This is a genomic window from Methanocaldococcus jannaschii DSM 2661, assembly GCF_000091665.1.
Taxonomy (GTDB): domain Archaea; phylum AGJL01; class Methanococci; order Methanococcales; family Methanocaldococcaceae; genus Methanocaldococcus; species Methanocaldococcus jannaschii.
In genome coordinates, this window is the sequence record NC_000909.1 from 816,336 (window position 1) to 840,763 (window position 24,428).

The following is a 24,428-nucleotide window of genomic DNA, read 5'->3' on the forward strand; positions in this document are numbered from 1 at the left end:
ATTTTTATCCTCCCCATATAATTTCTCCACAGTTATCTGGCTTTTTAAATGGTAATTTGGCAGTTTTTAAAGCTTTAATAAAGTTTTGAACATCCTCATCGTTAAATCTCTCCTTTCTAATTAAGAAGTCATAATGTTCATTAGCCAATGGAATAAAAGCTAAATTATATTGTTCTGCAACTGTCCTTATGCCTAAACCAATATCTGCCTTTTTCATTGCTATAGCTGTAGCAACTGCTGAATGTGTCTTTGCCTCTATGTTGTAGCCTTTAATCTCTTTTGGATTTATATTATAATCTTTCAAAAACTTATCAAACAATATTCTTGTTCCAGAACCTTTATTTCTATTTATAAACTCTAATTTATAAATATGTTCTATAATCTCCTCTATAGATTTAAAGCCTAATTCTTTCCTAAACATAAATCCTTGCTCCCTAATATATCCTCTAACTAATACAGCATCTTTAACTTTATACTTCTCTAAGAAAGGGATGTTGTAGGTGTTGGTTTTTTCATCCAACAAATGAATTCCGGCAATATCTGCCTCTCCTCTTTTTATTGATAATACTCCACCTAAAGAACCAACATTTATAGTTTTTGCTAATAACTTTGCCTCTTTTAAGATTATATCTACACCAATACAATGACTGCCAATAATATTTAATCCAACTTTAACATCTCCAAATAGATGAACTTCTACATCTTCATTCTCTAAAATCTCTTTATTTTCATCAATAATTATATACCCATCTGCCTCTGATAAAGAGGTTATAGCTCCGCTTCCTTTAGTTATTGGATAAGCTGAGAATCCATTCTTATGCTTAACTAATATAACTGGTAGATATTCCACCCTCCCCTTTGCTGAAATATATCTCACTGGGAATTTTGCCTTTACAACATTCTTTTCGTCTCCAAATAGGACATCGAATATAGTTAGGCATGAGGTCGGATAGCCAGGCAATCCGACAATTAACTTATTATCAATTTTCCCAATTATAGTTGGTTTTCCTGGCTTTATCTTTATTCCATGAACTAAAATTTTCCCACCAAGCTCTTTTATAGCTGTTTCAGTTAAATCCCCGACACCTGCAGAAGTTCCCCCACTTAATAAGATTATATCACATTTTAGAGCTTTTTTAATCTTTTCTTTTAATTCTTCTTTATCATCTTTGGCTATTCCAAAGAATTCAAAATCATAGCCAAGAGTTTTTATGTAAGATACTAATGTATAAGAATTTATATCGTAGATTTTTCCAAACTCTAACTGCTCATTTGGGCTTATAATCTCATTTCCAGTTGATATTATTCCAAATTTTAGTTTTTTATAAACTTTAACTTTGCTTTTACCAATAGCAGCTAAAACCCCAATATCTCTTGGGGTTAATTTAGTATTTTTTCTTAAAACAAGCTCTCCAGCCATTATATCTGAACCAGTGAATTGGATGTTTTCCATTGGGGGGACTGCCCTGTATATCTTAACTCTATCATTATCTCTTTCAGTGTATTCAACCATAACAACGGCATTAGCTCCTTTTGGAATTATTGCTCCCGTAGCTATCTCTACACATTCTCCATTATTTATTTCTAAGTCTTTAATCTCCCCAGCTTTTAAAGAACCAATAACCTTTAACTCTACTGGATTGTCTTCATCTGCTTCATAGGTATCTTCTGCTTTAACTGCATAACCATCCATCTTTGCCCTATCATAAGGTGGGATATCTATATTAGAAAATACATCTTCAGCCAAAACTCTTCCAATGGCGTTAAATAAATCAACCTCTTCAACTTCATTTTTTAATTTTTTTAAACTCTCATTTATTATGGATTTTGCTTCTTCAATGCTGTGTAATGTTAAATATCTTGTCATATTTATCTCCTCTTTACCACAAATCTTCCAGCTGATGAATGCTTTGGCTCTACATCAATTCCTAAGCTTTTTAGATAATTTTTTGTATATGTATCATTTCCATGGATGAATATCTCTCCCAAATCTTCTGGTGTGTTTATATCAACAGAGATTAAAAAGGAATCGTAAATGTAATATCTTAAATTTCTCTTTTTTGCCTCTTCTAAATGTTTTAAAAAACTAAAGCCCTCGTATTTTATCTCAATTAAATCTTTAGATTTTAAATATAATAAGTTAGTTCCCCCTCCTCTTGATGGAGCTATAATTAAATCATAATTCTTAGAAAGTTTTAAGATATCCTCAATATGCTTTTTCTTAATTAATGGGATGTCTGCTGGAATAATGATAACTTCTTTATCTTCAATTTCCTCAAATGCCTGTTTTATTGCATTGTTTAATCCTTTATATTTTTCTTTAATAGTTTCTGCCTTTAATTCATTTTTAGCAAAATCCAAAATTTCCTCATCTCTGCTAACTATAACAATATCTAAACCATCTAAAGCTTTAATAATATCTTTAAGCATATTTAATAATAGGTTTTTCCTCTCCTCACCACTTAAAAATTCTGATAATCTGGTTTTTAGTGAGTTTATTGGTGATACAGGGATTATAACTTTCATTTTTATCCCACAATTCATTTATTTATATAAAAAGTTTTGCATAGCTAAAAGCCATCCTATCTCCAATTTCTCCATGTCCGGGGTATAATTTATCTATATTCCTTTCATTTGCTATTCTTTCCAATAAATTTATGGAGTTTCTCAGCTGAATGACATCTCCAGTAGGTAAGTCCCATCTTCCAACTCCATAGGCAAAGATTGTGTCTCCAGTTATTAAACTATTTTCATAGATTATTGAGATAGAACCATAGGTATGTCCAGGAGTTCTTATAATCTCTAAACCATAACTTTTTAACTCCTCTTCAATTTCAGATAAGGGGATTATTTCTTTTGGAGGATTTAACTTAGCTCCAAATAGGGATGATACAGTAACTTCATCTCCATTTTTTAAATGCTTAACTTCTTTATCTTCTATTATAGTTGGACAGTTAAAATATTCCTCAATTAAATAATCTGCTGATGTGTGGTCAAAGTGGCAATGTGTGTTTATTATTAAGTCAATATCTTTTATTCCATTCCTTTCTAATTCCTCCATTAATATATTAAATGTCCCAGAAGTTCCTGGGTCTATGAGAATATTTTTCTTTCCAATTATTAAGTAAGAGTTTGAGCTGTAACCGTATCCATTAAGTTTTAGAATCATTCTCTCACCAACTAAAAAGTATAAATTATAAATAAATAAAGTATAAATATTGTTAAAAACTTAAGTTAATTAAATTTTCAAATTTATTGTGGTGGGGTTTATGATTGCCCTCTCTGTTTCAAGTGGTTATTTGCTCGATAATAATTATAGTGAGTATTCCTACTATATATTGGATAATGATGAGGACTTTCTTGTCTTTGTTATATGCGATGAGCCAAATACATTAAAATGTGGATTTAGAATATCTGAAATATTTTCAAGAGTTTTTTGCAATGCAGTTTATAACAACAGATACATAACCAACTTAAAAAATCTTATAGAAGTTGGTATTTATGAGGCTCTTGAAAATATGGATAAATTTTTGAAACAAAAAGGTCTTGATTATAATGATTTAAATGTATCTATTGCTGGAGGCGTATATAGAAATGGTAAATTAATGCTATTTTCTTTAGGAAATTCACCAGTATTTGTTGTTGATAAAGATTATTACTTATATTGCCCATTTGATTTAAATAAAAACTACAATCTAAAAGATTGGAAGAAATTCATAAAATTCAGCGAAGTAATAGAAAATCCGAAAAGTGTTGTCGCTTGCAGTAACAAACTCGATGGAAAGGTGTTTAAATTTAAAAATGAGAATAACAAACTAATTGCTGAACCATTTAAATATAGGATTATACAGTTAATAAATAGTATAATATCCAATAGAGAAAATATCGATAAAATAAAGGAAGAGCTAAAAACTGATTTAAATTTAAAAGATAATACTCCTCTTTTTGTTGCATCTTTTGATGAAAAACCAATAAATGATGAACTTGTTAAAGTAGGAAAGCCAAAATTAAAAGTAAGAGGATGTACTCCCATATTATCAAAAAAGAAAGAGGAAACATCTCCGCATATTGAACCAAAAATAATTAAAAATATGGTATTGGCGTTTATTTTAATTTTAATTCTTATATTTGGACTGTTTGTAATGTTAAGTCATAACAATTTAAATGGAGGAAATAATAGTGATATTGTCAATAACTCATCATATCAAGTAAATACTTCAAAAATTTCAATAATAACTGTAAATAATGAAAATAAATCAACAAATATTTCGCTAAATCCAATACAAACTGTTAAGACAGTTTCTTCTCTAAATAATTTGGATTTGAATAATACAATCACTAAATCTAAAAACAAAGATAGTTTAAAAATATTAGTAAAGTTTCAAGTGGGTGAAATTTCAAAAGATATAAAGAAATTGCCAATCTCTATAATGTTCCCAGAACAAGGATATTACTATATCTCAATAAAATCAGAAAATAGTAACTTAAAACTGATTGATGTAGAGAATGGAGAGGTTGTATATAAAAACACTACCTTAATTGAACTGTTTGAAAAAATTGATGGAAAAGAAAAAACCTACAACTTAATAGTTGAGTATAACGGTTCTGAGATACCTTCAGAAAAGGGGATTAATATTTCAATCTTTGAAATAAAGATAATAAAGTAAAGTAGTTAATTATTATTCAATCTTCTTTTTGAGTTTGATTAATACATAAATAGCCTCTGCTATCTCCCGTATTCTACTAACTTCATCCTCTTCTTTTAGTTTCATTACTAAATAGTTTATTTTATCCATTACTACCTTGTTTAAATCCAATATCTCATTAATTTCAGATTTTTTCCTCTCAATTTCATTTTTAATTTCTTTTTCATTTTCACCTTTTTCAATTGTCTCTTTATTTTTCAATTTTTCACATATGGGGCAATATATCTTTCCATCCTTTTCAAATAATGGACATCCACACTTTGAACAGTGAGTAGAAAGCATCTTTGCTCCTTTTAACAATTCATTAGATAAAACTTTTATTGCATCATCATTTTTCATGTTTTCACCAAAATTATAACATAAGTTGTCAATAACAGTTTTTATCATGTTTATCCATTAGTTTATATAAATTTGGATTTGTTTAAATTTATTTGGCATAATCATTACGTTAATTTGCTATTTAAGATTCGACTATCGTTTTACCTACACAAACCTCTACATAAACACCGATAAAATTGACTACGCAATAAATTACGCAAAAAGAATATATTTTAAGAAAATTACAGTTTATAGTGAGGTGGATTGAGGAAAGTGTGGGGGAATTGTGTGGGGGAGGAAAATACTACAAGCAATTGAGGGATTAATATACTCAGGTGATATGAGATGAAGGTCTTTGAGTTTTTAAAGGGTAAGAGGGGGGCCATGGGTATAGGAACTTTGATAATCTTCATAGCCATGGTCTTAGTCGCTGCAGTAGCAGCAGCAGTCTTAATTAACACAAGTGGATTCCTCCAACAAAAAGCAATGGCTACAGGTAAAGAAAGCACCGAACAAGTTGCAAGTGGTTTAATGTGTATTGGAGTTACAGGACACTATGACAAAACTTTAGGAGGTATTGACAAATTAGCTATCTATATAACTCCAAATGCAGGAAGTGCTCCAATTGACTTAAAGAATGCTAAGTTGTTCTTGATATATGATGGGGAATCACATGTTTTAAACTACAGTACAGTTACAACTGCAACTTTAGGGGCTGATGATATATTTAACTCATCAGCAATAACTGACTGGTCATTAGCAGATAGCTCATCATATGTTGTGGGGGTTATCCAAGATGCTGATGGTTCATTATCAAATGGCGTTATTAACAAAGGAGATATTGCAGTTTTATTAGTTAATGCAAATGCAGTATTTAATAAGGCAATACCTACAAGATCAGAAGTCTCAGGACAGTTCCAGCCAGAATTTGGTGCTCCAGCAGTTATCCAATTTACAACACCAGCTGCATATACACAAACTGTAATTGAGTTACAATAAATTCCTAATCAAAATTGACTCCACATCCTAAAAAGTGTAATTAACTTAAATATCTTAAATAACAACTTTCAGGTGATATGAGATGAAGGTCTTTGAGTTTTTAAAGGGTAAGAGGGGGGCCATGGGTATAGGAACTTTGATAATCTTCATAGCCATGGTCTTAGTCGCTGCAGTAGCAGCAGCAGTCTTAATTAACACAAGTGGATTCCTCCAACAAAAAGCAATGGCTACAGGTAAAGAAAGCACCGAACAAGTTGCAAGTGGGCTTTCAACACTTCAAGTAATTGGAATACATGATAACAAAGCTATCAATTATTTAGCTATCTATATAACTCCAAATGCAGGAAGTGCAGCAATAGACTTAAATCAAACTAAGATATTAATTACTGACGGTGAAAAGAAAGCTGTATTAAGATATAATTCAAATGCATATGCAGATTTAACAACTGGAGGAGAAGTTACTAATACTTCTCTTGCTGCATGGAATTTAAGTGGTGGAGAATTTGGAATAATTGTCTTGCAAGATGCTGATGGTTCATGTAAGAGTACAACCCCAGTAATTAACAAAGGAGATATAGTTGCTTTAACAATAAATGCTTCAGCAGTTGGACTTAACTTAGTCCCAAGAACAACAGTAACTGGTTCAGTAATTCCAGAATTTGGTGCTCCAGCAGTTATTGAATTCACAACACCAGCTGCATACTTAAGCACACAAGAAGTAATACAATTACAATAAGCCCCTAATTTAATTTTTTTTATTGGATGTTTGGATTGTGAAATTCCATTATATAATTTAGTGATATAATATAAATATTTTTTGAGATTGAGGTGGCCAAATATGTTGTTAGACTATATTAAAAGTCGCCGAGGGGCAATTGGTATAGGTACGCTTATCATTTTCATCGCTTTAGTATTAGTCGCTGCAGTAGCAGCGGCAGTTATAATAAACACGGCAGCCAACCTTCAGCACAAAGCTGCGAGGGTTGGTGAGGAAAGTACAAGACAGGTAGCGAGTGGAATACAAGTATTAAAGATTACTGGTTATGCGGTAAATACAAAAAATATAACAAAGCTTGCAATACTTGTGTCCCCAAATGTTGGGGATGAAATTGATTTATCATCTACAATAGTTACCATATCAAATGGGGATTATAAAGCTTCATTAGTTTATGGAGGACAAATTACTTATGTAAATACTAATGGAACTAGGGACATATTTAATGAATCTTGGCCAAATATTGCCAATCCAACAACAGAATTTGGAGTAATTGTCTTACAAGATGCTGATGGTTCTATGAACAATACCGAGCATCCAACAATGAACTTTGGAGATAAAGCCATAATTGCTATAAATGTTGGAGATGTGTTTGGAGGTATTATGCCAAGAGAGAGAATATATGGAGAAGTTATTCCAGAATTTGGAGCTTCTGGAATTATCGAGTTTAGAGCACCATCAACATTTAGTGAGCATGTAGTTACACTTCAATAAATTCTATTTAATTTAAGTGTTTTACACTTAAACTTTTTAAGGTGAATCCTTATGGGGTTAAAAGATATAATCGCCTCAATAAAAAATAAGATTCCAAAATTAAAAAAAAAGAAAAAAAATTAGATGAAGGACCTCCTGAAGAGGAGGAAAATTTACTGGAAGACCCATTAGAAACTGAAAAATACGAGGAACTTGAACAAACAGTTAAAGACTTAATGGAAACCACAGAAGGTTTGTTAGCGAAAGTTAATGATATTGAATCCAAACTACCAAAGTTAGAATCTTCAATAAACAACTTAAGAAAAGAAAATGAAATGCTAAGAGTTGAACTTAATAAGATTAATGAAAATTTGCAGGATATAATGGCTCTCTATGAAGTTGTATCAAATCAAATAAATCCCTTTATTGGGGTCTCAAAAATTACTGCAACAAGCTTAGAAAAACTTGAGAGATTAGAAACAGAATATAAAAGACTTAAAAAAACTGTTGAAGAGCTTACAAATGATTTAATAATTCTTGGTTCTCTCTATTTGCACCAACTTGATATTAATCTTGATGAAATTATTGAAGAGGTTTTGGAGGAGGAGATTATAAAGTCAATGTCCGGGGAGGATACTCATGATACAAAAGACAATAAGTGAAACATCACCCCCTCCTATGTTCTCTGATGAGGAGATTCTTACAGAGGATGAAATTGAGGAATATTTGGATAATTTAAAATCAAAATTGCCATCTTTTGTTATCATCCTATTAAAAAACAATTTAAGAGGTAAGAGGGTTACAAAAAAACAGCTGGATAAGATTGTTGAGAGGATTACAGAGGTTCTATCAAAAGGAAGAAGGGATGATAAAACAGAAGAGCTCAATAAAAAGCTTCAAACTCTTGAACAGAAGCTTGATGCTATAATGAAACTTACTACAATGGCTGTTTCAACAAAAACTTCAGAAGAAATTGAAAAAATTAAAACTAATGAGAAAATAGAAATAGAAAATGCTCCTATTAAAATTAAAAGTGAAGAAAAACCTGAAAAGCCGGTAGAAATTGAAGTAAGTAAGAAAAAAGAGACTATGGATACTGGTAAAAAAACTGAAACTGAAGAGAAAGTTAAAGAGATTGAGGTTCCTAAACCTGTAGAAAAAACCCATGAAAAAGTTGAAGAAACTAAGACTAAGGGGGAGATTAAGAAAGAAGTCAAAAAAGAAGTTAAATTAAAAAAATATGAGCTACCTAAAGAATCACCTATGGGGGGAAGCTTTATGACACCTATTGAAGAAGAGAAAGAATATAGATTGAATGACATTCCTGAAGATGCTGTTTCCATGACACTGGTATTTAAATGGCTGGAATTTTTGATTAGTAGGGGCGGTATGACATATTTACCAGACATTTTAGACTATTACAATAAGATTGGATGGATATCCAACAGAGTTATATTAAAGCTATTAAGATTTGCTAAGAATATGAAAATAACATTTGATGAGGAAGAATTAAGACCAAGGGATAAGCTATCACCAAGCGACCATATAGTGTCTCTCCTATATATAGAAAAGCTTGCAGGAAGACCAATAGATTCCGAGATTCTTGAGATGTTGGAGATAGAAATTAGGAGAATAAAAAAATGGGCTATAGAATTACAATCAATCTAAAAATATGCTATTAAGATTATAAGCTTATCTAAAAAATTGTGGGGGAGGTGTTTAAAATGGATGGATTAGCTTCAACAATATTGGAAGTTCATAAACCTGCTAAATTAGAGGACATTCCTGATGAGGACCCAATTGCGATTATATTAGCATTAAAATGGTTGGAGTATTTATGTGAGAGAGCAGGCGTTGAAAATGTGTCTGATATATTAGATTTCTACTACATGTTAGGATGGCTGGGAGATAAAGCATTAGCAAAACTATTAAAATTCTTAAAGGGAATAAAAGTTGATGAAGAAAATGTAGTGGAAGGGTCAGGGAAATTAAATATTACTGACCATATAATATCACTTCTATTCATTGAAAGATTAAATGGAAAAAAGATATCTGCTGAACTATTAGATAAAATTGAATGGGAATTAAGAAAAATAAAGAAGGGGGCTGAACAGTTCTATGGGATTTAGTTCAGTAGTAGGGGCAACAGTAATGATTATTGCATTGCTTGTATGTGGAGCATATCTTTATGTGACAATGGACAGTTATTATGAAAATGTTGATGAGGCTTATACAACGTATTACAGCCATGTACATGCCAAATTAAATGAAAAGTTAGTAATTACTGATGTTAAAAGCAGTACATCCCAAACAAATATAACCATCTATAATAACGGTTCAGTTGTAGTAGAACCGGACAAATTTACCATACTGTTTGATGGCACTGTAGTGCCAGAAGAAAATATTTCTTATTATCCTAAACTGAAAAAGTATCTCGTCCCATTGGATAGTATAACGATTGTAGTAAATTGGACACAGCCGAGTAGGATATGTATAGTTTCAGATAATGGTAATAAGTATTTCTATTCATTAACATAAACTTGGCGACCCCTGCATGATTTATTATTATTTCATATTAATTACTTCATCACATTTACTTCTTTATTAAAAAATTAAAGATAAATCTGACTTGGTGGGTTTAGGGTGATTTATTTGGCATCAAGTGCAATGTCTGAAATAGTTATGTTCGTTGCTGTGTTGTTAATCGCTGCATTTGTAGCAGGGATTTTAACGACCTCTACCTATAAGATTTCTTTAAATATTAATAAAAAGGGTGATGCATTAGCTACAAAGCTATCTCAAGATTTTGAGATTATAAATGATCCAGGAGATATTGTTAGAAATTCTTCAGCAGGTACTATTGCCCTTTACATTAAAAATACTGGTAAAGACCCAATTATATTTACGAATGATTCATTTACAGTAATTATTGATGGAAGTATTGTAGAAATAAATACTACTAATCAGTTAACATCTCCTGGGAGTAATATATTATCTCCTGGAGATGTGGGGGAGATTGTTGTAAATTATAACGAAACTGGATACCATAGGATAAAAGTTATTTCTGAATGTGGGATTTCAAGGATAATTAGGGGTTATATTTCCTAAATTCTTTAGGTGGGGATTATGGAATTAGCAAGAATTGATTTAAGTAGAGATGATTTGGATAAAAGAATTGGGGGTGGTATTCCACATGGTAGCTTGATAATAATTGAGGGAGAGGAGAGTACAGGTAAATCTGTCTTATGCCAGAGGTTGGCATATGGATTTTTACAGAATAGATACTCAGTAACATACGTTTCTACTCAACTCACAACTTTAGAATTTATAAAACAGATGAATTCTTTGAATTATTCAATCAATAAAAAGTTGTTATCAGGAGCTTTATTATATATTCCAGTTTATCCGCTAATTGCTGATAATAAAAAAAAGGATGGATTTTTAAAAAAAGTTATGGAAACAAGAGCATTTTATGAAAAAGATGTTATCATATTTGATTCAATATCTGCATTAATTGCAAACGATGCCAGTGAAGTTAATGTTGATGATTTAATGGCTTTTTTTAAGAGAATTACAGCTTTAAAGAAAATAATAATTTGCACAGTAAATCCAAAAGAATTGCCAGAATCGGTTTTAACTATTATAAGAACATCAGCAACAATGTTAATAAGAACTGAGTTATTTACATTTGGGGGGGATTTAAAGAACTTAGCCAAGATATTAAAATACAATATGGCTCCTGGGTCATATCAGAAAAATATTGTGTTTAGAGTTGAGCCTAAGATTGGTATCGCTGTTGAAATTGCATCTGTTGCATAATTGTAGATTTTGGTGATAATAATGAGTGAAGCGGAATTAAAAGAAGCAATGAAACGAAATCCGCATTTACGAAGATACATCGAGAACTTTAAAAGAACCTATATGCGAATCCCAGACTTTATGGTCTCACTCTCAAGAGAATTAAAGGAGCTAAAATATCCAAATATTATCTATCCCGTTGGAGACCCAATCTTTATTCATATATTTGGAACTCCAGAAACAAAGACAAAATATATCGTTATTGAACCAACATTAGAAACTGCCGAAGAAAAATTAAAGTATAAAATGATATTAAACAAAATTTTAGAGCTCGCCCCTTATGAAGAAACTCCTAAGAGTGTAGAAGAGTTTGAAGAGGTTTTAACGAGATTATTTAATGCCTGTACAAAGGTTACTGAGGCAGTTGGGGAGGAGGGGTTTTTTCAAAGAATATTTAGGTTTGCAGACAATAAAATTAAAATCACACCAGAGGAGAGAGATAAATTCCTTTACATATTAAAGAGGGATTTAATAGGTTTAGGTAATCTTGAGCCCATTGGTAGAGACCCATACTTAGAGGATATTCACGTTATCGGTCCAAAAAATTGTCATGTTGTTCACAAAATTTTTGGAATGTTACCTACAAATATTACATGGGAAGATGAGATTGAACTTGCAGATTATTTAAAAAATTTAGGAGAACGAATGGGTAGGCCAGTTTCAGATGCTAACCCAATAGTTGATGGAACACTACCAGATGGTTCAAGGATTAACATTATCTACTCTACAGATGTCTCTCCAAAGGGTCCATCATTTACAATTAGGAAATTCACAGATGTTCCTATCAGTGTTACACAACTTATTAGCTGGGGGACATTCTCAACTGAAGTTGCAGCATATTTATGGCTATGTTTAGAGTATGGTATGAGTATCTTTATTTGTGGGGAGACAGCATCAGGTAAAACAACAACATTAAACGCAATCTTACCATTTATAAAACCAAATTCAAAGATATTCTCTTGTGAAGACACTCCAGAAGTTAAACCACCTCATCCAGTATGGCAGCAGTTAGTTACAAGAGAGAGAGGGCCAGAGGAGAGTAGAGTTACACTCTTTGATTTGTTGAGGGCTGCATTGAGGTCAAGACCTAACTATATTATTGTTGGAGAGATTAGAAGTGTCGAGGCAGCAGTTGCTTTCCAGGCTATGCAGACTGGACACCCTGTTCTCTCAACTTTCCACGCAGCTAATGTTAGAAAGATGATACAGAGGTTGAATGGAGACCCAATCAATGTCCCATTAACATTTATGGATAACTTAAACGTTGCACTCTTCCAGCTTGCCGTCTATCAGAGAGGTAAGGTTTTGAGAAGAGTAGTTTCTATTGAAGAAATTGAGGGGTATTATAAAGAGGTAGATGGAGTCGTTACAAGGGCGGTGTTCCAATGGGAGCCAGATAAAGACAGGCATGTATTTACTGGAAGAAATAACAGTTATGTCTTAGAGGAGAAGATAGCTAAGGCAGCGGGATATGAAGACCCAAGAGATATTTACAATGAGTTAGAATTAAGAGCAAGAATCTTAGAGGAAATGATTGCAAGAGAAATTTTCGATTACTACCAAGTTAGAGATATAATATGGGCATTTTACGAAAAAGGATTGGAGGGACTTCCATTCCCAATCTGAGGTGGTTATTGTGGTATTTGATTTACTGCCAAGAGTTGGGCTTAAGCCCAGAGATTATTTATTAAGAATTGTATTGCCCGCACTTATAACTTCCATTGTTTTAATCCTATTGGGTTTTATGTTATTTAGTGGCATTATTTTGTATATATATTTACTTTTACCAATTATAATACTTGTTAGTGCAATTGGTTACCCATATATTGCTTTAGATTCTCAAAAAAACAAGATAAATGAGAGGTTACACATTTTTATTACAAAATTTGGAACATTATCTATAACTGACTTAAATAGAAAAGATTTATTAAAGATACTTTCAGAAGAAAGAGAAGAACTTGGAGAATTAGCAAAAGAATCTGAAAAATTGTATGTTTTGACAGATAAGTGGGGGCGTTCATTAGCTGAAGCTTGTAGATTTTTAGCTCAGAGAACACCAAGTAGTGAATTTGCAGATTTTTTGGATAGATTGGCTTATGCATTGGACAGTGGGGAGGAGCTTAAAGAGTTTTTAATAAAAGAACAGGATATTGTTATGGATGACTATGCTGCATTTTACAAAAGAATGTTATATTCGCTTGATATGTATAAGGAATTATATGTTAGTGCAATGACTTCAATAGCATTTTTCTTAGCTTTTTCAATTTTAGTTCCATTCTTATTGCCTTATAATTTTGTCTTTATGGCTACTATAGCGTTATTTGCATTTTTTGCTGTTGAGTTACTTATCGTTGTTGTGATAAGAAATAGACTCCCATTTGATAGGTTATGGCATACAGGGGAGAAACCTACTGAAACTGATATAAAACTTAGAAAATGGTTAATAATATCCGTTATATTGGTTGTAATACTTTTACCATTTCTTTTATGGGCTAAGTATATAGTGGGGTTATCTCCATTTTCCCAAATGCCTTATATGATATTGGTAGCTTTGGGATTTACACCATTAGCTATTGGAGGGTTTGTTGCATTAAAAGAGGAAGAAAAAGTAAAAAGAAAGGAATTTGTATTTCCTGACTTTTTGAGGTCTTTAGGAGATTCAGTAAGTGCTAAGGGAGGAGGAATGGTTAGTTCTTTAGAATATCTCTCAAACCATGATTTTGGACCATTAACTCATGATATCAAGAGATTATATAAAAGATTAGCTTTGGGTATTGATTCAAATAAATCTTGGAGGTTGTTTGGTTTTGACTCTTGTAGTTATTTAATACAGCTATTTTCTGACATATTTTCACGATGTATATACTTTGGAGGTGACCCAAAAACAGCTGCTGAGATAATTAGTAAGAATTTCCGTAAAATAGTGCAATTAAGAAAATCTAAATATCAAAATATACAGCAATTTGTTGGGGTTGTTTATGGTCTTGGAGGAGGTTTAGCTTTAGCATTATTTGCTTCATTAGGAGTAGCTAAGATGATTAATGATTTGTATTCATCATTAAGTATTCCTGAAACTGTCATTCATATTCTTAATATTGCTCCAATATCTAATGTTGATGTAGTAGAATACATTATTTTTGGCTCTCTTATTGTTTATTCTATAATTTCGGCTATATTAATCAAAATTATGGATGGAGGGCATAAGTTTGTCTCCCTACTACACTTTGTTGCTATACTTTGGATATGTGCTATAGTAGCTTATATAACAAAGCTAATAGTTTCACAGGTTTTAGGAGTTTCAGTTCCTCTCTATTAAAAAATTATTAAAATTTGGGGGAAAAAATGATAAATTTTATTGTTGGGGCAATAGGGCTGTTAATAGCTTCAATCTACGATTTAAAAAGTAGGGAAATTGAAGATTATGTTTGGGTATCGATGGTTATTTTTGGATTGATATATAATGGCTATTTATCATTCATTTCACATGATATGTTATATGTCATTCAATCGATTGTTGGATTTATAGTCTGTTTCTTCTTAGGGTTTTTTATGTTCTTATTGGGTGTTGGAGGAGGTGATGGAAAACTGATAATGGGACTTGGAGCTTTAATTCCAAAATATAACATGCCAATACACACTCCATTAGGGGCAATATTAAATTATCTTTATCTTCCTTCCTTTCCAATAATGGTAGTAATTAACGCAATGTTTTTCTCAATAACACTTCCGATAATTATATTTTTAAGAAATGTAATTAGAGGAGTAAAACCAAAGACAAAAAAAGAGGTCTTATGTATGTTTCTTGGTGAAAAAATGAAAGTTTCTGAAGCTATAAAAAAAGAAAGGTTAATCCTTGGAAATCATGAAAATTTAAAATTACTACCAAGTGCTGAGAAAGATTGTGATTTTTCAAAGTTTGATAAAAATGAAGAAATTTGGGTAACTCCTGCTATACCATTTGTTGTTCCGATATTTCTATCTTATTTGCTAACATCAATTATAGGTGATAAAATCATAGGTATCTTTTTATCAGTCTTTGGATTGTAATTTGGAGCATATTTAGCCATATTTAACAATAACTAAGTATTCAGGTTTCGATAAATGTAGAAATTGATTTGTGCTAAATGATTTATATGGTGTTAATCAAAGTTTATTGTTATAGTTCTATAAAAATGAAAAAATGAAAATACAAATTATAATGAATTTAGTGTCAATTAAAATAGTCTTAGAAAATAGTCTTATTGGGGGGAGGGGGTATGAAAAAAATAGTATTGGCTCTTTTATTATTGTTATTGCCAGTAGTTTGTGGGGATGTTAGTGTATATAAGGTATGGTCACCGTATGACCCACCAAATTCACCAATATTGCATGTAGATATTAGTGAGCAAGTTCTATATTTGGGTGTTGTAAATAAGGATGAATATGAGCATGATGTTATAGTTAAAGTGGAGTGTAATGGAAAGACATGGGGATCTGGTTTAATACCTTTGCCACCAAATAGTCATATAGAAAAAATTGTGGAGGTTAGAGTTCCGATTAGTGATGACAAAGAACATGATGCTAAAATATCGTTAATTGAAAATGGAAAAACTATAGCTTCAACAACAGTTAAAGTGAGACCGTATTTTCCAGTGGATGTTAAGAATGTAACATGTGAGGACTCATACAAAATTGGAAATACTGAAGTTTGCTATTCTAACTGGTTTGATATAACTCTAAAAAGTAATCCTACAGCAAAGAGCGATTATATTGCTAAAGTTTGGATAAATGTAAAAGATGGAGATAATATAATTTATAATGGTAAAAACGATTTTAAGACAGTATATATTCCTCTTGGAGAGGAAGTAACGGTATCTTTTAAAGTTCCTAAGATTGTTCTTGATAAAGAGAAATTTACAGTTGAAACAAATGTAGAGATAATGAATGTTACCCATACCATTGATGGTGTTGAAGAAACTATTCAGAGGAGGGATGATTCTGGAATATACTATGACTATAAGAGTGTAACAAAATATTATTACTTTCCAGTTGTTATAAAGAATGTAGAACTTTATAGAAAGATTGATGAAAACACTTCAGAGTTTGTAAAGAATTTTTATGACTCTGCAAATATATTAGATGATGAAATAAGAGACATATTGTCAGATAAGTATTTACAGAAGGATGATGTATTACCAAGATATTATGTTATAGATGACCCAACACTGGCTATTTTAAAAATTACTGTGGAAAATAAATATGATAGGGATGTTAAGGCCAAACTGACTGTTAAATATGATAATGTAATATTTACCAAGATAATTAATATTGATAAAAAAGAGAAGAAGGATGTATTTATTCCAATATATACAAAGAAAGGCAGTAAGAATATAGTGGTAACAATAAACCCCATAGATGCAGATACTTTAATCTTTAATAGGTCATACAGTATTAACATAGACCCAAAACCTATACCACCAGTAATTATTGAAAAGATTATTTTGCCAAAAGATGAAGAAATAGGTGAGGAAACAAATATTAGTGGATATGTAATAATTGGAAAAAGATATAATATGACGATATTTATAAAAAATATTTATAATAAAACGTTATCAGGAAAGATTACCATAGATGATAATTTTAAAGATGGAATAGCAAATTATTCTAAGGAAATTCCATTTACTATAGAACCTCATCAAATTAAAGAGATAAATGTTCCAATAATCTTTTACAAGGAAGTAAATGGTGACTTAAAAATCACAGTTTCAGTTAAGGGAGGGGCTAAAGATTATACATCCCTTGCTCATTTCTATGCAATATCTCCAATAGGTATTGTTAGAATATATTACAATAACACACTATTATTGGGAAAAATAAATGTAATAAAGGAAAATAGTGGAATATACTCAGCCAAACCTATTGCAGGATTTAACAACACATGTGTAGTTATATTAAGAAATAATTTGAACTCTAAAGTTGATTGTGACGTTTGGATTGAAGTTATTGACAAAGATGGAAAGGTTAGAGCAAAAAGTGGTATTAAAACAGTTAAATTAGATAACTATTCAGAAGCTAAAGTGGCATTTCCAATATTTTTCGAGGAAGGATTTGAAGGATATACTGTAGCTCATATAATTCCAAAATCTGTAGAGAATGTTGATATTATATATACCGAAGTTATGGAATCCACTTAGTTAAAATATCAGATTATTACAGGGTTGGGAGATATTCAGCAGTTGATGTATTAGGAAATAAAATACCTACAGGAACACATGTAGTTACAGAGGTTATTTCCCCAGTGAATATTGAGAATTTAGCGTACAACAGTAGTAGTGATGTATTAAAAGCAAAAATTAAAAATGATAAGTTCCCAGTGAATTTAACAGTTCAGTATTGGGTTGATGTTAGTAGAGGTTCAAATATCTACTATAAAAGCTCCATTTTCCAAACAGAGATTTATCCAAAATCTGAGAAGGAATTGATAGTTCCTTTGACGTTGGGGGATTTAGAGAGTGGGATTTATAATATAACTCTATATGTGAGGGTTAATAACTTTGCACTCTTTAATTATCAAAAAGTTCCGGTAATCTTAAAAAAATCAATATCTATAGAAATAAATGGAAGTAAAGGGGTGATGCAACAGAAATCCAACAAGGAGAGTGATGAAATAATAAATGAAACATCAGAAACCCACAAAAACATGACAATAGATATTAAAAATCTCTCCAATAATAAAGATAACAAATCAAATATTGAGGAATCCACTGCCAAAAATGTTAAAAGTAACATAGAAACTAAAAAAAGCGCTGATAATAACTCAATATTAGGTAAAATATCTGGGTTTTTTGGAAGTATTGTTTCTACGATTTTTAGTCTGTTCGGATAAAGTATAATGCAAGTCTCTACAACACTAAAAAAGTTTTTATAAAATAATACTACAGTGGGGGAGGGAGTAATATGAGCTTGGCGTTTATTGACCCAATGATTATTAGGTCGCTAAATAAAAGTAAATTAAGAAAGAAGATATTGTATTTGCTGTATAAAATGTATCCTCATGGCATTTATCTATCTGAAATCTCGAGAAGGGTAAGGTCAGACCCAAGTAATGTGCTTGGATGTCTAAAAGGTATGAATGGAAGGTATAACGGCCATTTCTCGCTTATAGAATTAGGATTAGTTGAATGTGTGGAGAGAGGGGGAGTAAAAATATATAAACTAACCGATTATGGAAAGAAAATAGTTGAGGTATTAAAAGACCAGGATAGTGACTTTATAGAATCTTTAAGGTGGTAATATGAAATTTGATTCAGCAAAAATTGAGAATGTGGTTGGGGGAGGGTCATTTGAGATAGGAGATGATGACTCAAAAATATTGGATGAGATTATTAGTGAAGTTATAAACGATATAATGCCATCTGAAATAAAACTAAAAAAGAAAATAGAAATGATTGATAACACTATAGAGTATTTAAGTTATGAATTGCTCGTTACATTTATAAAGCATGGTGTTGAGTTTGGGATTTTCCCAATTATTGCTAAATATTCACCAAAAATAGATGATATTCCATTATTGGTGAAATATCCAAATAAGCAGTTTATCCTTGACTATATAAAAACAGCTTTGAAATTGGAAATTTTAAAATATGAAGATGAAAAAATTAAGATAAACGAAGATTTTGAACTAAATATAAAAATGCCAAAATTTGATAAGATTATTAGTGATTATGTGATGAAATATAACTTTATAACGCATGTATCAAGATACGCTCTAATAAGTTATAGCCATCCAAAGATTGCTATAAGCTTTAAGAAAGACCCTGACATCTGGGATATGATATTAAGTAGTCCATACTATTCATTATGCAGAGAGATTGCCAGTGACTATCTAAAGATTGATAAAGGAGATTATATATTAGATGTTGGTTGTGGTTCAAGGTCTCCAAAATACTTTATAGATATGATATATCCAGAAGGACATTACATGGGAGTGGATATATCTAAGGGACTTTTACAGATTGCAGAATGTAGGATTAAAAGATTGTATTGTGACTCCTATGAACTTAAAAATATAGATTTTACTAAAATAATTCCTAAAGAAAAGTATGATTATATTATATGCTCACATACAATGATATATGCTCCATCATTAAAGCAGTTTCTAAATAAGATGATGTCTTCTATACATAGTGGGGGAAAAATATTCATTTCAGAAGAATTTATACTGGATAAGAATGAAAATATCTGCAAAGAAGTATTTGAGTTCTATAATAGGTTGAATAAAAGGTTTAGGGGGTATTATTCAGAAAAGGATATAGTCGATATTCTTGAATCATTAGGATATGATTTCAAAATTGAAAGCTTAGGAAATGGAATTTTAGTTATTGAAAAGATTTAAATAACTTCATTATTTTTTAAATGTTTTTATCAAGAACTCTCTCGCATAACATCCTTTACTTTTTACCTTTGGTAATTTTATTTTATTTTTATCGTTTATATTTCCTAAACAGGAAAGTCCTTCCAATGTAGGGCATAAATAAATATCCCCAAATTCATTAACAAATAGTAAATCCCCAGAGTTTAAATAGCAATATTTATCTTTTGGCCTTTTTTGTAGATTCTTTATGTAGATGGGATATCTTCCCAATTTATTTAACAATTTATTAAATTCTTCAATATTTGGCATTAATGTTAAATGTTCTTTTTTCTTTGGTTTCAATAAATCAAAACTTATGCTCTTTACACCAAAGGCAATTAGATATTTAACAAATTCTTCTAAATAAGGAAGATTTTTATTTGTAACAACAGTTGTTATTCCAAAAGGGATATTATAAGATTTTAAGATATACATACCCTTTAAAGTATCTAATGTTGATGGCTTTCCATTTTTATAAGGTCTTAGGATATCATTTATTTCCAATCCATCTATGCTAATACCAACTTTTATGTCAAGTTCTTTAATTTTTTCAGCTATTTTTTCGTTTATAAGGGTTGCATTAGTTTGTATGGCATATTGAATATTGCAGTTGCTATAATTATCATTACAGTAATCAACAATCTTTTCAATTAAATTAAAATTTAAAAGTGGTTCTCCACCTGTGAATTGTATTTTTATCTGATTATCTAAGTTTAGTAAATAATCTATAGCATTTTTAGCTGTTTTAAAATCCATATCTTTATTATTTTTGTTGTTTGCATAGCAGTAAATACAATTTAGATTGCATCTGTTTGTTACCTTTAATATTAAATGTTTCATACCATCCACCAAATTTTTATTATAAAAAGTGATAAAAAGATGATAAATTAAATAATAAACTAAAGATATTGTTAAGTTAATTAAGATTTTATTTAATATAATTGGTGATACTTATGATAAAGATTGGCTTTGTTTCAACAATAGATAGTGATGATTTAGTTTTTGAAGAAGCATATAAAGAGATTAAAAAATATGGCATTGAATTTAAAATATTGGATTATAAATGTAGCAGAAAGGAGTTTGAAGAATTTTTAGAGTTTATTAAAGAAGCTAATATTGTTTTTACAAAACTCATGGGAGGGAAAAATGCCTTCAAGTATTACGATGAATTGGCTGAGTTTTGTAAAAGGCATAACATCCCATTTCTCCCTCTACCAACAATCTCAGAAATTCATCCAGATTTAGAGAAGGATAGGACAGTAGATGATGACGTAAAGAATAAAGTTGTCAAATATTTGGGATATGAAGGGGTTTATAATTACAAAAATCTTCTTTTATATTTGGCAAATAGGTTTGGAAATTTAAATGTTGAGTATGAAGAACCAAGACCAATGCCATGGCAAGGAATTTACTATAAAGGAAAATACTTTGAAACATTAGATGATTATCTAAACTATCTAAAAGAATTGGGCAGAGATTTAGATAAACCAATTATAGGAGTTTTATTTTATAGAAATTGGTTTGTAGCTAATAACATTGATTATGTTAATGATTTGATTGATATTATTGAGAATAAAGGAGCTATTCCAATAGCTGTTTTTAGCTCTCATTTAAAGAACGAACTCGGCTCTATAGGAACTTTAGAAACATTCAAAAGATTTTTCTACAAAGATGGGAAGCCAATAGTTCATGCCTTAATTAACACTACCATGTTCACTCTTTCAATGGGTGTTAAGGCAGAGTTGTTAAAAGATGAGCCGGAGTTTTTGAAAGAGCTTAATGTTCCAATACTGCAGGGGATTATATCAACTGGATTTATTGAGGATTGGAAAAAGTCAGTATCTGGATTAAATCCAATTGATTTAATTATAGGAATGGCAATGCCAGAGTTTGATGGGGCAATAATACATTTCCCAATTGGTGGGAAGGAGAAGATAAAAGATGGAGAAGTTGGAGTTCCAATTATTAAGTATAGAGCTATAAGAGATAGAGCTGAGAAGATAGTTGATTTAGCCCTAAGATATGCAAATTTAAAATTAAAGTCAAATAAAGATAAAAAAATAGCCATAATTTTCCACAATTATCCACCAAGGAATGACAAGATAGCAAGTGCCTTTGGTTTAGATAGCCCAGAGAGTGTTGTTAATATTTTGAAGGAGATGAAGAAAAGAGGATTTATAGTTGATGAGATTCCAAAGAATGGAACTGAGTTAATAAAAAAGATGTTAAACTATGCCACAAATGATAAGAGATTTCTAACTGAAGAGATGATAAAAAAAGCAGTTGGAAAAGTAAAAAAAGAAGATTACGAGAAGTGGTTTAACTCTCTGTCTGAAAAGGTTAAGCAAGAGCTAATAAAAAATTGGGGAGCCATTCCTGGAGATGTTATGAACTTCGATGGAGAGCTAATAATCCCAGGAATAATTAATGGAAATGTCTTTATCTCAGTTCAGCCACCAAGAGGATTTGGAGAGAATCCCTCTGCCATATACCACTCTCCAGATTTGCCACCAACTCATTACTATATAGCATTTTATAAATGGATTAAGGATGTTTTCAAAGCAGATGCAATTATGCATATAGGAAAGCATGGAAACTTAGAATGGCTTCCTGGGAAGTGTGTTGGCTTATCTAATGAATGCTATCCAGACATCTGCATGGAATTGCCAAATATTTATCCATTTATTGTAAATAATCCTGGAGAAGGAACTCAAGCAAAGAGGAGGAGTTATGCAACAATTATAAGCCATTTAATCCCACCAATGACAATATCTGATTTGTATGGTGATTTAGTAGAGTTAGAAAAGAGTATTGATGACTATTATGAAACAGAGAATAAAGAGAAAAAAGAATTTTTAAAGAAAGAGATTTTAAAGAAGATTAAAGAGCTAAAATTAGATGAAGATTTGTTGGATGGAAAAGTTATAGATGAAGAGATAAATGATGAGAATTTTGAAAAACTCCTAAATAAAATCCACGATTACTTAGAAACTTTAAAGAATAGGCAGATAAATGATGGATTGCATATAATGGGAGTCCCATTGGAAGGAGATAAGTTAGTTAATATGTTATTCATGATTATTAGGTATCAATTCAACTATTTGGAGATTTTGGCAGAGATTTTAGATTACAGTTGGGAAGAGTTAAATGAAAATAAAGGAAAGTATCACAAAATCTTAGATGAAATAAATGAAATAGGATTAAATCTACTAAAAGAGTATATGCAATACAACTTCGATGAAAATAAGATTGATGAGCTAAAAACAGTTAAAATAAACTCTAAATTAAGGGATGTCTTAAAAACCGTCTCGACAATCTATAAAAATCTAATGAAAGTTGATGAAGAGATTATAAATGCAGTAAATGCCTTAGAGGGTTTTTACATCCCTCCAAGAGTTGCAGGAGCTCCTACGAAAGATATAAACTGCCTTCCAACTGGAAGGAACTTTTATTCATGTAATCCGCAAGAGATTCCAACAAAATCTGCATATGAGATGGGTAAAAAATTGGCTGAGGACTTAATTAACAAGTATCTAAAAGAAGAAGGGAAATATCCTGAATATATAGGCGTTATCGTCTGGGGATCTCCAACTATGAGAACAAAAGGAGATGATATTGGAGAGATTTTATATTTATTGGGAGTTAAGCCAGTTTGGAATAAGATGGGAAGAGTTGTTGGTTTAGAAGTTATCCCATTGGAAGAGTTAGGGAGACCAAGGATCGATGTAACTTTGAGAATCTCTGGGTTGTTTAGAGACACTTTTCCAAACGTTGTTGAGCTTATAGATGAAGCAATAAAAATGGTTGCTAATTTAGATGAGCCAGACGAGATGAACTATGTAAAGAAGCATTATAGGGAGGAGGTTGAAGAGAAGATAAAGAAGGGTATTGATGAAAAAACAGCCAAAGAAACCTCATTATATAGGATATTCAGTGATAAACCGGGTTGTTATGGAGCTGGTGTCTCTCATTTAATAGATGAGAAAAACTGGGAATCAATAGAGGACTTTGCAAAGGTTTATGTTGAATGGGGAGGCTATGCTTATGGAAAGGGCTATTATGGAGTAGAGGCAAAAGAAGAGTTTATAAATCGTCTATCAAAGATTGAATTAACAGTTAAAAATGAAGATAGCCAAGAATGGGATATATTTGAGGGGGATGACTTCAACAGCTATCATGGTGGTTTAATTGCCTCTGTAACCTATTACTCTGGCAAAAAGCCAGTGAGTTATGTTGGAGATACATCAAATCCAAATGATATAAGAACAAAACATCTAAAAGAAGAAGGAAAAGAAATATTCAGAACAAAAATCATGAATCCAAAGTGGATTGAGGGAATGAAGAGGCATGGATATAAAGGAGCCGCTGACTTTTCAAAGTATGTTGATCATATGTTTGCATGGGATGCAACCTCTGGCATAATAGACGATTGGATGTATGAGAAGATTGCTGAGAAGTATGTGTTTGATAAAGATATGGAAGAGTTTTTTAAAGAAAATAATCCTTATGCTCTGCTAAATATAACTGAAAGGTTGTTGGAGGCAATAGAGAGAGGAATGTGGAAGGCAGATGAGGAGATGAAAGAGAAGTTAAGGAAGAAGTATTTAGAAATAGAGGGAATGATTGAGGAAAAACTATAAAACTTTTTATATCTTAAAAGTTACAAAAAGTAATTTGGGCGATTTTA

The 24,428-nt window shown here is 31.2% G+C and carries 23 protein-coding genes; 18 read left to right on the plus strand and 5 right to left on the minus strand.

The genetic code is table 11. From position 1 onward, the window contains the following. Positions 1 to 4: 4 nt before the first annotated feature. From MJ_RS04740 to MJ_RS04750, 3 genes are read right to left on the minus strand one after another with little or no spacing between them, the layout of a single operon-like run. On the minus strand, positions 5 to 1,867 hold the full coding sequence (locus tag MJ_RS04740; protein ID WP_010870400.1) for a molybdopterin biosynthesis protein: 1,863 nt from the start codon (positions 1,865 to 1,867) through the stop codon (positions 5 to 7). 2 nt (positions 1,868 to 1,869) lie between these two features. After that, the gene (gene cofC, locus MJ_RS04745; RefSeq protein WP_064496647.1) at positions 1,870 to 2,526 is read right to left on the minus strand and encodes a 2-phospho-L-lactate guanylyltransferase; all 657 of its coding nucleotides are present in this window, start codon (positions 2,524 to 2,526) and stop codon (positions 1,870 to 1,872) included. 22 nt (positions 2,527 to 2,548) lie between these two features. Beyond that, positions 2,549 to 3,169 (minus strand): MBL fold metallo-hydrolase, encoded by a 621-nt coding sequence (locus tag MJ_RS04750; protein WP_010870402.1) that lies wholly within the window; start codon positions 3,167 to 3,169, stop codon positions 2,549 to 2,551. Between the two features lie 100 nt (positions 3,170 to 3,269). On the opposite strand from MJ_RS04750, the gene MJ_RS04755 reads away from it, so the two are divergent. Then, a complete protein-coding gene (locus tag MJ_RS04755; protein WP_064496648.1) occupies positions 3,270 to 4,667 on the plus strand; it encodes a hypothetical protein in 1,398 nt (465 codons plus the stop codon). 12 nt (positions 4,668 to 4,679) lie between these two features. Here the strand turns inward: MJ_RS04755 and MJ_RS04760 are convergent, their stop codons facing one another. Next, positions 4,680 to 5,045, minus strand: coding sequence for an Sjogren's syndrome/scleroderma autoantigen 1 family protein (locus tag MJ_RS04760; protein WP_064496649.1), 366 nt, complete (start codon positions 5,043 to 5,045; stop codon positions 4,680 to 4,682). 324 nt (positions 5,046 to 5,369) lie between these two features. Between MJ_RS04760 and MJ_RS04765 the strand changes: the two genes are divergently transcribed. The 16 genes from MJ_RS04765 to MJ_RS04840 all read left to right on the plus strand — a co-directional run bounded on the left by MJ_RS04765 (position 5,370) and on the right by MJ_RS04840 (position 19,723). Further along, entirely contained in the window at positions 5,370 to 6,023 is a 654-nt protein-coding gene (locus MJ_RS04765; protein WP_010870405.1) for a flagellin, read from the plus strand. A gap of 82 nt (positions 6,024 to 6,105) precedes the next feature. After that, complete coding sequence (locus MJ_RS04770) at positions 6,106 to 6,759, plus strand: flagellin (RefSeq protein ID WP_010870406.1); 654 nt, start codon at positions 6,106 to 6,108, stop codon at positions 6,757 to 6,759. 102 nt (positions 6,760 to 6,861) lie between these two features. Beyond that, a complete protein-coding gene (locus MJ_RS04775; RefSeq protein WP_209320038.1) occupies positions 6,862 to 7,512 on the plus strand; it encodes a flagellin in 651 nt (216 codons plus the stop codon). Positions 7,513 to 7,727: 215 nt separating this feature from the next. Beyond that, entirely contained in the window at positions 7,728 to 8,153 is a 426-nt protein-coding gene (locus MJ_RS04780) for a flagella accessory protein C (protein WP_010870408.1), read from the plus strand. Next, positions 8,131 to 9,159, plus strand: coding sequence for a FlaD/FlaE family flagellar protein (locus MJ_RS04785; protein WP_010870409.1), 1,029 nt, complete (start codon positions 8,131 to 8,133; stop codon positions 9,157 to 9,159). The genes MJ_RS04780 and MJ_RS04785 overlap by 23 nt, the downstream gene beginning before the upstream one ends. A gap of 56 nt (positions 9,160 to 9,215) precedes the next feature. Further along, positions 9,216 to 9,620, plus strand: a complete 405-nt coding sequence (locus tag MJ_RS04790) for a FlaD/FlaE family flagellar protein (RefSeq protein WP_064496650.1) — start codon at positions 9,216 to 9,218, stop codon at positions 9,618 to 9,620. After that, entirely contained in the window at positions 9,610 to 10,029 is a 420-nt protein-coding gene (locus MJ_RS04795) for a flagellar protein F (RefSeq protein ID WP_010870411.1), read from the plus strand. Before MJ_RS04790 ends, MJ_RS04795 begins: the two co-directional genes overlap by 11 nt. Before the next feature lie 114 nt (positions 10,030 to 10,143). Further along, positions 10,144 to 10,599: a flagellar protein G gene (locus tag MJ_RS04800; protein WP_064496651.1), complete on the plus strand. Its 456-nt coding sequence runs from the start codon at positions 10,144 to 10,146 to the stop codon at positions 10,597 to 10,599. 18 nt (positions 10,600 to 10,617) lie between these two features. Beyond that, positions 10,618 to 11,310 (plus strand): ATPase domain-containing protein, encoded by a 693-nt coding sequence (locus tag MJ_RS04805; protein WP_064496652.1) that lies wholly within the window; start codon positions 10,618 to 10,620, stop codon positions 11,308 to 11,310. Between the two features lie 21 nt (positions 11,311 to 11,331). Further along, a complete protein-coding gene (locus MJ_RS04810) occupies positions 11,332 to 12,975 on the plus strand; it encodes a type II/IV secretion system ATPase subunit (RefSeq protein WP_064496653.1) in 1,644 nt (547 codons plus the stop codon). Positions 12,976 to 12,985: 10 nt separating this feature from the next. Continuing rightward, complete coding sequence (gene flaJ, locus MJ_RS04815) at positions 12,986 to 14,665, plus strand: archaellar assembly protein FlaJ (RefSeq protein WP_064496654.1); 1,680 nt, start codon at positions 12,986 to 12,988, stop codon at positions 14,663 to 14,665. 26 nt (positions 14,666 to 14,691) lie between these two features. Then, positions 14,692 to 15,396, plus strand: a complete 705-nt coding sequence (flaK, locus tag MJ_RS04820; RefSeq protein WP_064496655.1) for a preflagellin peptidase FlaK — start codon at positions 14,692 to 14,694, stop codon at positions 15,394 to 15,396. A 209-nt stretch (positions 15,397 to 15,605) separates the two neighbouring features. Further along, the gene (locus MJ_RS04825; RefSeq protein ID WP_244409518.1) at positions 15,606 to 17,522 is read left to right on the plus strand and encodes a hypothetical protein; all 1,917 of its coding nucleotides are present in this window, start codon (positions 15,606 to 15,608) and stop codon (positions 17,520 to 17,522) included. A gap of 104 nt (positions 17,523 to 17,626) precedes the next feature. Beyond that, complete coding sequence (locus tag MJ_RS04830) at positions 17,627 to 18,214, plus strand: hypothetical protein (protein ID WP_010870418.1); 588 nt, start codon at positions 17,627 to 17,629, stop codon at positions 18,212 to 18,214. 71 nt (positions 18,215 to 18,285) lie between these two features. After that, complete coding sequence (locus MJ_RS04835; protein ID WP_010870419.1) at positions 18,286 to 18,621, plus strand: helix-turn-helix domain-containing protein; 336 nt, start codon at positions 18,286 to 18,288, stop codon at positions 18,619 to 18,621. Position 18,622: 1 nt separating this feature from the next. Further along, positions 18,623 to 19,723 carry a class I SAM-dependent DNA methyltransferase gene (locus MJ_RS04840; RefSeq protein ID WP_010870420.1) on the plus strand — a complete coding sequence of 367 codons (1,101 nt, stop codon included), beginning with the start codon at positions 18,623 to 18,625 and terminating at the stop codon, positions 19,721 to 19,723. 9 nt (positions 19,724 to 19,732) lie between these two features. Here the strand turns inward: MJ_RS04840 and MJ_RS04845 are convergent, their stop codons facing one another. Continuing rightward, the gene (locus tag MJ_RS04845) at positions 19,733 to 20,581 is read right to left on the minus strand and encodes a radical SAM protein (RefSeq protein ID WP_064496656.1); all 849 of its coding nucleotides are present in this window, start codon (positions 20,579 to 20,581) and stop codon (positions 19,733 to 19,735) included. A 113-nt stretch (positions 20,582 to 20,694) separates the two neighbouring features. Here MJ_RS04845 and cobN point away from each other — a divergent pair, with 113 nt between their 5' ends. Next, the gene (gene cobN / locus MJ_RS04850; protein WP_064496657.1) at positions 20,695 to 24,381 is read left to right on the plus strand and encodes a cobaltochelatase subunit CobN; all 3,687 of its coding nucleotides are present in this window, start codon (positions 20,695 to 20,697) and stop codon (positions 24,379 to 24,381) included. Positions 24,382 to 24,428 lie beyond the last annotated feature (47 nt).

Excerpts from the sequence above, each read along its gene's own strand:
- MJ_RS04740 (WP_010870400.1), bottom strand. The coding sequence starts at position 1,867 with ATGACAAGATATTTAACATTACACAGCATTGAAGAAGCAAAATCCATA.
- cofC (WP_064496647.1), bottom strand. The coding sequence starts at position 2,526 with ATGAAAGTTATAATCCCTGTATCACCAATAAACTCACTAAAAACCAGA.
- MJ_RS04750 (WP_010870402.1), bottom strand. The coding sequence starts at position 3,169 with ATGATTCTAAAACTTAATGGATACGGTTACAGCTCAAACTCTTACTTA.
- MJ_RS04755 (WP_064496648.1), top strand. The coding sequence starts at position 3,270 with ATGATTGCCCTCTCTGTTTCAAGTGGTTATTTGCTCGATAATAATTAT.
- MJ_RS04760 (WP_064496649.1), bottom strand. The coding sequence starts at position 5,045 with ATGAAAAATGATGATGCAATAAAAGTTTTATCTAATGAATTGTTAAAA.
- MJ_RS04765 (WP_010870405.1), top strand. The coding sequence starts at position 5,370 with ATGAAGGTCTTTGAGTTTTTAAAGGGTAAGAGGGGGGCCATGGGTATA.
- MJ_RS04770 (WP_010870406.1), top strand. The coding sequence starts at position 6,106 with ATGAAGGTCTTTGAGTTTTTAAAGGGTAAGAGGGGGGCCATGGGTATA.
- MJ_RS04775 (WP_209320038.1), top strand. The coding sequence starts at position 6,862 with ATGTTGTTAGACTATATTAAAAGTCGCCGAGGGGCAATTGGTATAGGT.
- MJ_RS04780 (WP_010870408.1), top strand. The coding sequence starts at position 7,728 with ATGGAAACCACAGAAGGTTTGTTAGCGAAAGTTAATGATATTGAATCC.
- MJ_RS04785 (WP_010870409.1), top strand. The coding sequence starts at position 8,131 with ATGATACAAAAGACAATAAGTGAAACATCACCCCCTCCTATGTTCTCT.
- MJ_RS04790 (WP_064496650.1), top strand. The coding sequence starts at position 9,216 with ATGGATGGATTAGCTTCAACAATATTGGAAGTTCATAAACCTGCTAAA.
- MJ_RS04795 (WP_010870411.1), top strand. The coding sequence starts at position 9,610 with ATGGGATTTAGTTCAGTAGTAGGGGCAACAGTAATGATTATTGCATTG.
- MJ_RS04805 (WP_064496652.1), top strand. The coding sequence starts at position 10,618 with ATGGAATTAGCAAGAATTGATTTAAGTAGAGATGATTTGGATAAAAGA.
- MJ_RS04810 (WP_064496653.1), top strand. The coding sequence starts at position 11,332 with ATGAGTGAAGCGGAATTAAAAGAAGCAATGAAACGAAATCCGCATTTA.
- flaK (WP_064496655.1), top strand. The coding sequence starts at position 14,692 with ATGATAAATTTTATTGTTGGGGCAATAGGGCTGTTAATAGCTTCAATC.
- MJ_RS04825 (WP_244409518.1), top strand. The coding sequence starts at position 15,606 with ATGAAAAAAATAGTATTGGCTCTTTTATTATTGTTATTGCCAGTAGTT.
- MJ_RS04835 (WP_010870419.1), top strand. The coding sequence starts at position 18,286 with ATGAGCTTGGCGTTTATTGACCCAATGATTATTAGGTCGCTAAATAAA.
- MJ_RS04840 (WP_010870420.1), top strand. The coding sequence starts at position 18,623 with ATGAAATTTGATTCAGCAAAAATTGAGAATGTGGTTGGGGGAGGGTCA.
- MJ_RS04845 (WP_064496656.1), bottom strand. The coding sequence starts at position 20,581 with ATGAAACATTTAATATTAAAGGTAACAAACAGATGCAATCTAAATTGT.
- cobN (WP_064496657.1), top strand. The coding sequence starts at position 20,695 with ATGATAAAGATTGGCTTTGTTTCAACAATAGATAGTGATGATTTAGTT.